Raw genomic sequence first — 12022 nt, forward strand, 5'->3', positions numbered from 1 at the left:
AAAGAAAAACCTCCGGCACGCTTCAGTGCCGGAGGTTTTTCTCATTGCGCGCCCTCTAGCTGGCCTCAGGCATCCAGCGCCTGGCGGATACCGGTCACGAAGGTCTGCACGGCCTCGCAGGCCCGCTCGCGGGGAGTGTTTTCCAGTTCGGAGATGATGCGGCTGCCGATCACCACGGCGTCAGCCACGCTACCCACGGTACGGGCGGTCGCGCCATCGCGGATACCGAAGCCCACGGCGATGGGCAGCTTGACGTGCTGGCGGATGGCGGCGATACGCTCGGCCACTTCGGCCGTATCGATATGCCCTGCCCCGGTCACGCCCTTGAGCGAGACGTAGTAGCAGAAGCCGCTGCTGACCGCCGCCACCTGGCGGATGCGCTCCTCGGTGGAGGTCGGCGCCAGCAGGAAGATGGGATCCATGCCCCGCGCCTGCATCTTGCTGGCGAATTCCTCGCACTCCTCGGGCGGGTAGTCGACCACGATGGTGCCATCCACACCGGCGTCGCTGGCCGCCTCGATGAAGGCATCCACGCCGAAGCGCTCGATCGGGTTGGCATAGCCCATCAGCACCACCGGGGTGTGGCTGTTGGTCTTGCGGAATTCGCGCACGTAGCCGAGCACGTCACGGGTGCTGATGTTGAACTTGAGGGCGCGCTCGCAGGCGCGCTGGATCACCGGGCCTTCGGCCATGGGGTCGGAGAAAGGCACGCCGAGCTCAAGGATGTCGACGCCACCGGCCACCAGGGCATGCAGCAGCGGCACGGTCAGCTCGGGAGCCGGATCGCCGGCGGTGATGAAGGTGATCAGGGCCTTGCGCTTTTGCTCGGCCAGTTGGGAAAAGGTCGTCTGGATTCTGGACATGATAAGAGGATGTTGTTGTCATCAAACCAGCCGGCCGGCCTCGCAAGGCCCGCCGGCACGTATCAGCAGCCGGGCTCAGCCCTGGCGCTGCTGCACGGTATGCATGTCCTTGTCCCCGCGGCCGGACAGGTTGACCAGCACGATCTGGTCCTTGGGCAAGGTCGCCGCCAGCTTGGCGCCGTGGGCCAGCGCATGGCTGGACTCCAGGGCGGGAATGATGCCTTCGATGCGGCAGCAGGTATTGAAGGCTTCCAGTGCCTCGTCATCGGTGATGCAGGCATAGGTGGCGCGACCGCTATCCTTCAGCCAAGCATGCTCGGGGCCCACGCCTGGATAATCCAGGCCGGCCGAGACCGAGTGGGTCTCGATGATCTGGCCGTTCTCATCCTGCAGCAGGTAGGTGCGGTTACCGTGCAGCACGCCCGGCGAACCCAGGGTCAGCGAGGCCGAATGGCGGCCGCTGTCCAGGCCGTCGCCGGCCGCTTCCACGCCCACCAGCTTGACGTCGGGGTAGTCGATATAGGGATAGAAGATGCCCATGGCATTGGAACCGCCGCCCACGGCCGCCACCACGTAGTCGGGCTGGCGCGAGGCGATCTCGGGCATCTGCTGGATGCACTCGTTGCCGATCACCGACTGGAAATCGCGCACCATCATCGGATACGGATGTGGGCCGGCCACGGTACCGATGATGTAGAAGGTCGATTCGACATTGGTGACCCAGTCGCGCATGGCTTCGTTGAGCGCATCCTTGAGCGTCTTGGAGCCGGACTCCACCGGCACCACCTTGGCGCCCAGCAGGTTCATGCGGTAGACGTTCTGCAACTGACGCTTCACGTCTTCGCTACCCATGTAGACGATGCATTCCATGCCGAAGCGCGCACAGATGGTGGCAGTGGCCACGCCATGCTGGCCGGCGCCGGTCTCGGCGATGATGCGCTTCTTGCCCATGCGCTTGGCCAGCAAGGCCTGGCCGATCACGTTGTTGATCTTGTGGGCGCCGGTGTGATTCAGGTCTTCGCGCTTGAAGTAGATCTGCGCGCCACCGGCCAGCTCGGACCAGCGCTTGGCGTGATACACCGGGCTGGGGCGGCCGACGAAATGCTTCAGTTCGGTATGGAACTCGGCCAGGAACTGCTCGTCGTGCTGGTAGCGGTCGTAGGCGTCGCGCAGTTCGTTCAGGGCCAGGGTCAGCGTCTCGGAGACGAAGCTGCCACCGTAGGGGCCGAAATGACCACGCGAATCCGGCAGGTTGTAGTGCGCCGTCTGGTGCAGGGCGGCGACGGGAATGGCTTGACGCTCGGCGACATTGCCGAGGGGACTCAGTTCTTTCATGATGATCCTCTGAAACTCGTTCTATACGGAAGTCGGTACGTGCTACGCGGAGGTAGCATCCGCCAGGCGGACGGCGCTGATGAAGGCCTCGACCTTGGCGGCATCCTTGATGCCCTTGGCGGCTTCGACACCACTGCTGATATCGACCGCGTAGGGGCGAACGCCGGCCACCGCCTCAGTGACGTTGTGTACGCTCAAGCCACCACTCAAAACGGCCCGAGGCGCGAGTTCTTTTGGAATGAGAGACCAATCGAAAACCTTTCCGCTACCGCCATACTCCTCGACCAGGGTGTCGAGCAGCAACCCGGTGAAGAACGGGCTGGCAGAGCGATATGCCTGGTCGTATTCTAACAAATCGGCGGGCTTCGTCGAGCTTCCGATGCGCGCTGCGCGCAGGAAGGGGCGAACCACGGCCGCGGCGATAGCGGCGCATTGCTCGGGCGTCTCGTCGCCGTGGAACTGCAGCACCGTCAGCGGCACCCGGGCCAGCACCTCCCTCACCTCCTCCAGCGTGGGGTTCACGAACAGGCCCACCAGGCTGACGAACGGCGGCAGCACCCGGCTGAGCTCGGCGGCGCGCTGCGGCGTGACGTAGCGCGGGCTCTTGGGATAGAACACCAGGCCGATGGCGTCAGTGCCGGCGGCTACGGCCGCGCCGATGTCTTCTTCACGGGTCAGGCCGCAGATCTTGATGCGGGTGCGATGGGTCATGAGCTTGCAGGTCTCCGGGGAAAATGGCTTACAGCCAGGGCCAGGAACGGTTTTCCTGTGGCAGCGCCCAGGCATCGGGATAGTCTACCCGCGCCAGGTACAGTCCGTCGGGCATGAAGGTGGGCGCCGCACGGCTGCGGTCGCGCTGGGCCAGCACCTCGGCGATCCATTCCGGCCCCTGCTTGCCATTGCCCACCACGATGAGCGAACCGACGATGTTGCGCACCATGTGATGCAGGAAGGCATTGGCCTTGAGCGTGAAGACGATCATGTCACCATGACGGCGTACCGAGATGCTCTCCATCTTGCGCACAGGCGACTTGGCCTGGCACTCCACGGCCCGGAAACTGGTGAAATCGTGCTCGCCGATCAGATGCTGGGCGGCACGATGCATGCGGTCGGCATCCAGCGGGCGGAAGGTCCAACCGGCCTTGCCGGCCAGCAGTGGCGAGCGCACCGCATGGTTGTAGAGCACGTAGTGATAGGTGCGGGCAATGGCCGAGAAACGGGCATGGAAACCGAACCTGGCCAGGTTGTCGGCGCCGGCACGGTCGCTGCCATGCAGTTCGACGGCCTGGCTGGCCGCATTGGCGACAGCGGCATCGTCCACGTAGGGCAGTTCGCAGGCCCAGCGCACGGCGATGGTCGGCGGCAGGAAGGCATTGGTGCCGCGCACCCAGGAGAAGGTATCGCGGGCAATCGGGGTATCGAAATGCACCAGCTGCTCCAGCGCATGCACGCCGGCATCGGTGCGGCCGGCACAGGTGGTGGCAATGGCCTGGGTGCTGAAACGCCGCAGGGCGGCTTCGAGCTGGTCCTGTACGGTCTGGCGGTGCGGCTGGGTCTGCCAGCCTTGCCAGCAGGCGCCGTCATACTGCACGCCGAGCACCACGCGGCGCAGGCCTTCGGCTTGTGGATTGGTATCTGTCATGGGATGTCGCTGGCTCCCCGCCGCGCTGGGTCGGAGGGAAAACCGGTACGCTGAAAACAAACGGGCAGCTCATGCGAGCTGCCCGCGAGATGAAGCTATTGTAATGTAATGGAATCGCTTGCCGGGTCGAACCGCCTGCCCTGCCTGCTCAGCTCAGCGCGGCCATCATTTCCTTGGCGCGGGCCACCTGGGCATCGTTGCCGCCACGCATCACCTCTTCCAGCAATTCGCGTGCACCTTCCTTGTCGCCGATTTCCTCGTAGGCGGCGGCCAGGTCGAGCTTGGTCGTCATCTCGGCTTCGAAGGCAGACTCTTCGTCCTCTTCCAGCAGATTGGTCGCCGACGGCGTCGAAGCGTCGTCCGGCAGGCTCAGGTCGAGGTCGGCCAGGCTCAGGGCCGGCTCGTCATCCAGGCTGTCCAGCAGCATCGCAGCCGAACTGGCCGCCGTCGAGGCAGCCGGCAGGATGGGCTCGCTGGCGTCAGGCTTGGCGCCATTGTCCAGGTCCAGGTCGAAATCGATATCCTTGCCGAAATCGACCGCGGCGCTGGCAGGCGGCGTAGCCGGCTGCTGGATCTCGGCGCCCTTGAAGTCGCTCAGGTCGAACTCCATCGCGGGTTCTTCCTCGGCCACCGGGGCGGGCTCGGGTTCGGCCGGCACGCCACCATACAGCGGGTTGGTCGGGTCGATTTCCAGACCCAGCGCAGCCGTCTTGACCCAGGTCTCGTTGAGACCGCCGCTGAGTTCGTACAGGTTCTGGGCCACCTTGTTGAAACTGGCCACGTCACCGCGCTTGGCATAGATCTCTGCCAGCTTGGCATGCAGCGCCTGGCGCTCCGGCTGTGTCTGCAGCGCGAGCTTGAGGACATCCTCGGCCTGCTCGTCGCGACCGTAGGCGATGTACATGTCGGCTTCGGTAATCGGATCGACCGGGGCCTCTTCGGCCGGGGCTTCCACGGCAGCGGCCACCACCGGCTCTGCCGGGGCTTCAGCCACGGCAGCTTCGGCAACGGGTGCGGGTTCCGGTTCGGCGACTGCCGCTACCGGCGCGGGGGCAGCAGCAGATGCAGCAGGTGCAGGTGCGGGGGCAGGCTCAGGCTCGCTGGCCGGCTCGGCCGCTGGTTGATCGGATTTCTTCTTGCGGCGGCGCATGGCCAGCACGCCACCGCCGGCGGCCAGCAAGGCGACGATCACGCCTGCACCGGCCAGCACGTAGGGATTGTCCTTGATCTTGTCGACGAAGCTGCCACCGGCCTTGTCTGCCGGCTTGGCGGCGGGCTTGGCCATCGGAGCAGCCGGTGCGGCCACGGGTGCCGGCGCCGGTGCGGCCGGCGCAGCGGGTGCGGCCTCGGCCGGCTTGTCCTCGGCCTTGGCCTCGGCAGTTGCAGCCGGCTTGTCGTCCGGCTTGGCCGCCTGGGCCGCCTTGGCGGCATCGGCTTCCTTCTGCTGCTGGGCGGTCAGGTCGGAGATGGTCTTGTTCTTCAGTTCCAGCAGCTTCTGGAGATTGTCGACGTTCTTTTCCAGATCCTTGACGCGGTCGTTGGCATCGGCCAGCGCGCGTTCGGCCGCAGCCTTGTCTTCGGCCACGGCGCCGGCATTGCCGGTCTTGCCACGGCCCTTGTTGGCGCGCGACAGTTCCAGGCGATCGCGCGCTTCCTGGGCGCCGGAACGCTCCTCGACGCGGGTCGTGATCTTGCCACCACCGCTCTGGCGGCTGGCACCTGGCTTGGCGGCCGGTGCGTTGGCGACCTGTCCGGCCAGCTTGTTGCGGTAGGCGTTGAAATCCTGCGCCTGGGCCACGACCATGCCATGGGCTTCGGTCTTGTCCACTGCCGCCGCGCTGGGCTGGTCGGGAATGGCCAGGATCTTGCCGGCGCGCAGGCGGTTGATGTTGTTGCCCATGAAAGCGTCCGGATTGGCGCGATACAGGGCGATGAGCATCTGGTCCAGCGACACGTTGGTCTGCGGGTTGCGGGTGGCGATACCAGCCAGCGTATCGCCCTGCTTGACGCGATAGTCACCGGCCTTGCCACCGGCGGCGGCAGGAGCAGTTGCCATGCCCGGCTTGCCCGCGGCCATCGCTGCGGCAGGCGGAGCGGCTTCCGGACTGGCCGACGCCGGTGTATTGTCGGGCGCGGACTGCTGGCGACGGATCAACTCCTCGGCCAGCGCCGACGGCGCCTGACGCTGGACGATATTGGTGGCCGGCTCTTCACCGCTGACCGGGATCGGCGCACGGGCTGGCGCCGGGGCTGCCGCCTGTGCAGGCGCGGCCTCGGCCGTCGGCGCTGCCGCTGGTGCCGGCATTGGTGCCGGCATTGGTGCCGGCGTTGGTGCCGGTGCCTGGGCTGTTGCGGGTGCCGGGGTTGGCATCGGTGCCGGAGCTGCCGGGGCAGCCGCCACCGGCGCCTCCGGATCCGCCATGGCGGCCACTGGTGCAGCGGCGGCAGGTGCGGCGGCGGCATCGGTCTTGGCCGCCGGAGCGGTCGAGGTGCTTGGCGTCAGCGGCGCCACCTGGGCGTTGCGCGGCGCCTTGCTATCGGCCGGATCGAGCAGGAAGGTGTATTCGCGTACCAGGCGCGCGCCCCCGGCCTCCAGTTCAAGCAGCAGGTCGACGAAAGGGTCGCTGACCGGCTGCGCGGAACTGATGCGGATGAAATGACGCCCCTGGCGCTGCTCCACCACAAAGGAGAGCGAACTCAGGATAGGGTTGAAGTCGACATTGGCGCGACTGAAGGCCTCAGCCGACGCCAGCTTGGCCGAGAGCTTGCCCGCCTCGTCGGCGCTCACCGCGGTGACTTCGATCTCGGCGCGCAGCGGCTGGCCCAGCGAGGACAGCACGGTAAGCTTGCCCAGGCTGGCAGCCTGCGCGCCCAGCGGCACGGTCAGTGCCAGCGCGATGGCGACGCTCAGGGTCTTGATCTGGGACAGGGGCTGCTTCTTGTTCGTATTCAGAGGCATGTTTTAATTGGCTGAGAGAAACGTTCCGCTTGAAACCCGTCACGCTCTTGTTCAAATCAGTGGAAGCCGTGAATGGGACATGTGCTGCCCGGCCCGCAACACCGGCCGACGCAACTCCAGCCGGGGCCGTGTTCCGCGATACCTGCTGTCGCGGCCTCCGGGACAGGAGCGCCAATCCATTTCATCAAATCCAGCAGCCACCCGGCACCACCGCACGCGGCTGGTCCGTATGTTGACTTTCATGAAATGAATGGGCTTTTCAAATTATCATCAAGAACTTACACCCGCAAGTGTACTTAAGTTCTCAACATGAGAAAAACCCGCCAGCCCCCACACGAGTGGAAGCTGGCGGGCTATTGTTGCAGACTGACAACGGGATAGGCAAGTCCTATTCGCAAGTCCTATTCGTATTCTGCCAGTCTTGCGATGTTGCCGGCCGGACAATATCCAGCCACCGGCATCACTCCAGGTTACCCAGGATGATGCGCAGCATGCGGCGCAGCGGTTCAGCAGCACCCCACAGCAACTGGTCGCCGATGACGAAGGCCGAGATGTATTCCGGACCCTGGTTCAGCTTGCGCACGCGGCCCACGCCGATTTCCAGGCCGCCGGTGATGGCCGCCGGGGTCAGTTCCTTGACCGTGACGGCGCGGTCATTGGGCACCCACTTCACCCACTGGTTGCCGGCACGGATGATGGACTCGATCTCGGCCAGGGGCAGGTCGCGCTTCAACTTGATGGTCAGCGCCAGGCTGTGGCAACGCATCGCACCGATACGCACGCACAGGCCGTCGACCGGGATGATGGTTTCGTTGCCGAGGATCTTGTTGACTTCGGCCTGGCCCTTCCACTCTTCCTTGGACTGGCCGTTTTCCAGCTGGGCGTCGATCCAGGGGATCAGACCGCCTGCCAGCGGCGCGCCGAAGAATTCGGTCGGCACGTCTTCGCGGATGGTCTTGGCAACCTTGCGGTCGATGTCCAGGATGGCGGAGGACGGCGTGGCCAGCTCATCGGCCACGGCGGCGTTGATGACGCCCATGCCCTTCAACAGTTCGCGCATGTGGTTGGCGCCGCCACCGGAGGCTGCCTGGTAGGTCATGGAGCTGACCCACTCGACCAGGCCTTCCTTGAACAGGCCACCCACGCCCATCAGCAGGATGGAGTTGGTGCAATTGCCGCCGATGTAGTTCTTCACGCCCTTGGCCAGCGCGTCCTTGATGACGTTGTTGTTGACCGGATCCAGCACGATCACGGCGTCATCCTTCATGCGCAGCGAGGAGGCGGCGTCGATCCAGTAACCGTCCCAGCCAGCCGCACGCAGCTTGGGGAAGATCTCGTTGGTGTAGTCGCCACCCTGCGCGGTAATGATGATGTCGCATTTCTTGAGCTCATCAATGCTATTGGCGTCTTTCAGCGTCGTTTCCTTTTTGGCAAACGACGGCGCTTTGCCGCCCGCATTCGAAGTCGAGAAAAATACCGGTTCGATGTGATCGAAATCACCTTCGTCCTGCATGCGTTGCATCAGGACCGAACCCACCATTCCACGCCAGCCAACTAAACCAACCAGTTTCATCATCTTTCCCTATTTAGAATTTCCATGGTGAACAAATCAGATTGAACACATTGTGTGCCGGAACATCCGGCCTGCAACCGTCCCGCACCGACCGGTGCGGGGCGAATTGTCCTTAGCCGAGCGCCTTGACCACGGCCTCGCCCATCTGCTGGGTATTGACCTTGGTGCAGCCCTCTTCGTAAATATCGGCGGTGCGCAAGCCTTGCGCAAGCACTTTCTTCACGGCGTTCTCGATGCGGTCGGCCTGTTCGGCACGGTTCAAGGAGAAACGCAACATCATCGCCGCCGACAGGATGGTCGCCAGCGGATTGGCGATACCCTTGCCTGCGATGTCCGGTGCCGAGCCGTGCGAGGGCTCGTACAGGCCCTTGTTGTTGGCATCCAGCGAGGCCGAGGGCAGCATGCCGATCGAACCGGTCAGCATGGCGGCGGCGTCGGAGAGGATGTCGCCGAACATGTTGCCGGTGACGATGACGTCGAAGTTCTTCGGCGCCTTCACCAGCTGCATCGCGGCATTGTCCACGTACATGTGCGACAGCTCGACGTCCGGGTATTCCTTGCCCACTTCGGTGACGATGTCTTTCCAGAACTGGAAGGTTTCCAGCACGTTGGCCTTGTCGACGCTGCACAGGCGCTTGCCGCGCTTGGCCGCAGCCTGGAAGGCAACGTGGGCGATGCGGCGGATTTCCGGTTCCGAATAGCGCATGGTATCAAAACCTTCGCGGGCGCCCTTGAATGGGCCGTCCGGCGCTTCGCGCATGCCGCGCGGCTGACCGAAATAGATGTCGCCGTTCAGTTCGCGCACGATCAGGATGTCCAGGTTGGCCACCAGCTCAGGCTTCAGGGACGAAGCACCGGTCAGTTCCGGATAGCAGATCGCGGGACGGAAGTTGGCGAACAGCTGCAGGTGCTTGCGCAGGCCCAGGATGGCTTGCTCGGGGCGCAGGGCGCGCTCCAGCTTGTCGTACTTCCAGTCGCCGACGGCGCCGAAGAGGATGGCGTCGGCTTCCTTGGCCAGCTTCAGGGTGCCGTCCGGCAGCGGGTGGCCGTGGGCTTCATAGCCGGCGCCGCCGACCGGGGCCGATTCCATCTCGAACTTCTCATCCAGCGCATTGAGCACGCGCACGGCTTCATCGACGATCTCGGGACCGATGCCGTCGCCCGGCAGGATAGCAATCTTCATGGCAGTCTCTTTCTCAGTTGTTCAGCGTATTCGGGTTATCAATGACAAGGGCGGTCATCTGACCGCCCTCGCTGTTGTGTCCATCGATCCTGTCAGATCGTGTTGCTCAGCCAGGGCTGTTCGTGCAGGTGTTTCTCTTCGTAGGCACGAATGGTGTCGGCTTTGCGTAGGGTCAGGCCAATATCGTCGAAACCGTTGAGCAGGCAGTACTTGCGGAACTCGCTGATGTCGAAGGGATAGGCCTGGCTGCCGTTGGTGGTGCTGACGACCTGCTTTTCCAGGTCGATGACCAGGCGGTAACCCGGGAAGGCCTTGACCTCATTGAACAGGTGATCGACCTGTTGCTCGGTCAGGACGATGGGCAGCAGACCGTTCTTGTAGCAGTTGTTGAAGAAGATGTCGGCGAAGCTGGGCGCGATCACGGCGCGGAAGCCGAACTGGTCCAGCGCCCACGGCGCGTGTTCACGCGAGGAGCCACAGCCGAAGTTCTTGCGCGACAGCAGGATCGATGCGCCCTGATAGCGCTCCTGGTTGAGCACGAAGTCCGGGTTCAGCGGGCGCTTGGAGTTGTCCATGCCCGGCTCGCCATGATCCAGGTAACGCCATTCGTCGAACAGGTTGGGGCCGAAGCCGCTGCGCTTGATCGACTTCAGGAACTGCTTCGGGATGATCGCATCGGTATCGACGTTGGCGCGATCCAGCGGCGCCACCAGACCTTCATGCACGATAAATTTATTCATGGTCCTGACCTTGGGTCGGCGGGGCCATGTTGCTACCCCGCGCTTCCTGATTCCTGTTCAAAAACTGTCGTTGCGACCCAACGGCCGCAACCACTTGCACTCTCTATCCGGCTTACTTCTTGCTGGCGTCCTGCATCTTCTCGCCGACCTTCTGCACATCCTTGCCGAAGCCATCAACGGTGTTGCAACCGGCCAGAGCACCCAGGGTGACGGCCAGCAGAATCAGAGCGGAGATTTTTTTCATGTTTGTACCTCTCGAAAAGATTTCACAAGCCGACGCTTACAGCGAGCGCACATCCACGAAGTGACCGGCGATACCGGCCGCTGCCGCCATGGCCGGGCTCACCAGGTGGGTACGGCCACCGGCGCCCTGGCGACCCTCGAAGTTGCGGTTCGAGGTCGAGGCACAGCGCTCACCCGGTTCCAGGCGGTCGGCGTTCATGGCCAGGCACATGGAGCAACCCGGCTCACGCCATTCGAAGCCGGCGTCGCGGAAGATCTTGTCCAGGCCTTCACGCTCGGCCTGTTCCTTGACCAGGCCGGAACCCGGCACCACCATCGCCAGCTTGACGTTGGAGGCGCGGAACTTGCCGCGCACCACCTTGGCGGCTTCGCGCAGGTCTTCGATGCGCGAGTTGGTGCAGGAACCGATGAAGACCTTGTCGATGCGGATATCCTCGATCGGGGTATTGGGCTTCAGGGCCATGTAGGCCAGCGCCTTTTCCATGCCGTCGCGCTTGGTCGGGTCCTTTTCCTTGTCGGGATCGGGCACGCGGGCGTCGACTGCCACCACCATCTCGGGCGAGGTGCCCCAGGTGACTTGCGGCTTGATCTCGGCGGCGTTGAGGGTCACGACCATGTCGAACTTGGCGCCCTGGTCGGAATGCAGCGTGCGCCAGTAGCTCACGGCACGTTCCCAATGCGGGCCGGCGGGCGAGTACGGACGGCCCTTGAGGTAGTTCAGCGTGGTGTCGTCGAAGGCCACCATGCCGGCGCGGGCGCCGGCTTCGATGGCCATGTTGCAGACCGTCATGCGGCCTTCCATGGTCAGCGAACGCATGGTGGAGCCGGCGAATTCGATGGCGTAGCCGGTACCGCCGGCCGTGCCGATCTTGCCGATGACGGCCAGCACGATGTCCTTGGCGGTGACGCCGGCCGGCAGTGCGCCGTCGACCTGCACCAGCATGGACTTGGACTTGCGCGCCAAGAGCGTCTGGGTGGCCAGCACGTGCTCCACTTCGGAGGTGCCGATACCATGGGCCAGCGCGGCGAAGGCGCCGTGGGTGGAGGTGTGCGAGTCGCCACAGACCACCGTCATGCCCGGCAGCGTGGCGCCCTGTTCGGGGCCGATCACGTGCACGATGCCCTGACGCTTGTCGTTCATGCCGAAGTAGGTCAGGCTGAATTCTTTTGCGTTGCCGTCGAGCGTCTCGACCTGCAGGCGCGAGATCGGGTCGGCGATGCCGTGGGCGCGGTCGGTGGTGGGGACGTTGTGGTCGGCCACCATCAGGTTGGCCGAATTGCGCCAGGGTTGACGACCGGCTAGCTTGAGGCCTTCGAAGGCTTGCGGGCTGGTCACCTCATGGAGCAGATGGCGGTCGATATACAGGATGGCGGTGCCGTCATCTTCCGTATGAACGACGTGCGACTCCCAAAGTTTGTCGTAAAGCGTCTTGAGCATGTTGCGGTCCTGCGTAGCAGTGTGGGAACTGGTCGTGGAAAATAGC

The 12022-nt window shown here is 64.2% G+C and carries 10 protein-coding genes; all 10 read right to left on the reverse strand.

What is annotated here, in order from left to right:
- Positions 1–65: 65 nt before the first annotated feature.
- Positions 66–863 carry a tryptophan synthase subunit alpha gene (gene trpA, locus ACIPHN_RS06675; RefSeq protein ID WP_400434478.1) on the reverse strand — a complete coding sequence of 266 codons (798 nt, stop codon included), beginning with the start codon at positions 861–863 and terminating at the stop codon, positions 66–68.
- A gap of 75 nt (positions 864–938) precedes the next feature.
- Positions 939–2198 carry a tryptophan synthase subunit beta gene (gene trpB, locus ACIPHN_RS06680; protein WP_400434480.1) on the reverse strand — a complete coding sequence of 420 codons (1260 nt, stop codon included), beginning with the start codon at positions 2196–2198 and terminating at the stop codon, positions 939–941.
- A 42-nt stretch (positions 2199–2240) separates the two neighbouring features.
- The gene (locus ACIPHN_RS06685; RefSeq protein ID WP_400434482.1) at positions 2241–2909 is read right to left on the reverse strand and encodes a phosphoribosylanthranilate isomerase; all 669 of its coding nucleotides are present in this window, start codon (positions 2907–2909) and stop codon (positions 2241–2243) included.
- Between the two features lie 28 nt (positions 2910–2937).
- Positions 2938–3840: a tRNA pseudouridine synthase A gene (locus tag ACIPHN_RS06690; RefSeq protein WP_400434484.1), complete on the reverse strand. Its 903-nt coding sequence runs from the start codon at positions 3838–3840 to the stop codon at positions 2938–2940.
- Between the two features lie 148 nt (positions 3841–3988).
- Positions 3989–6799: a FimV/HubP family polar landmark protein gene (locus tag ACIPHN_RS06695; protein WP_400434486.1), complete on the reverse strand. Its 2811-nt coding sequence runs from the start codon at positions 6797–6799 to the stop codon at positions 3989–3991.
- 460 nt (positions 6800–7259) lie between these two features.
- Complete coding sequence (gene asd / locus ACIPHN_RS06700; RefSeq protein WP_400434488.1) at positions 7260–8372, reverse strand: aspartate-semialdehyde dehydrogenase; 1113 nt, start codon at positions 8370–8372, stop codon at positions 7260–7262.
- Positions 8373–8484: 112 nt separating this feature from the next.
- Positions 8485–9555 (reverse strand): 3-isopropylmalate dehydrogenase, encoded by a 1071-nt coding sequence (gene leuB / locus ACIPHN_RS06705; protein WP_400434490.1) that lies wholly within the window; start codon positions 9553–9555, stop codon positions 8485–8487.
- 92 nt (positions 9556–9647) lie between these two features.
- Positions 9648–10295, reverse strand: a complete 648-nt coding sequence (gene leuD, locus ACIPHN_RS06710; protein WP_400434492.1) for a 3-isopropylmalate dehydratase small subunit — start codon at positions 10293–10295, stop codon at positions 9648–9650.
- Between the two features lie 112 nt (positions 10296–10407).
- The gene (locus ACIPHN_RS06715) at positions 10408–10539 is read right to left on the reverse strand and encodes an entericidin A/B family lipoprotein (protein WP_198981763.1); all 132 of its coding nucleotides are present in this window, start codon (positions 10537–10539) and stop codon (positions 10408–10410) included.
- 36 nt (positions 10540–10575) lie between these two features.
- The gene (gene leuC / locus ACIPHN_RS06720) at positions 10576–11976 is read right to left on the reverse strand and encodes a 3-isopropylmalate dehydratase large subunit (protein WP_400434494.1); all 1401 of its coding nucleotides are present in this window, start codon (positions 11974–11976) and stop codon (positions 10576–10578) included.
- Positions 11977–12022: the final 46 nt, after the last annotated feature.

The organism is Herbaspirillum sp. NPDC087042 (genome assembly GCF_044745245.1).
Classification (GTDB): domain Bacteria; phylum Pseudomonadota; class Gammaproteobacteria; order Burkholderiales; family Burkholderiaceae_D; genus Herbaspirillum.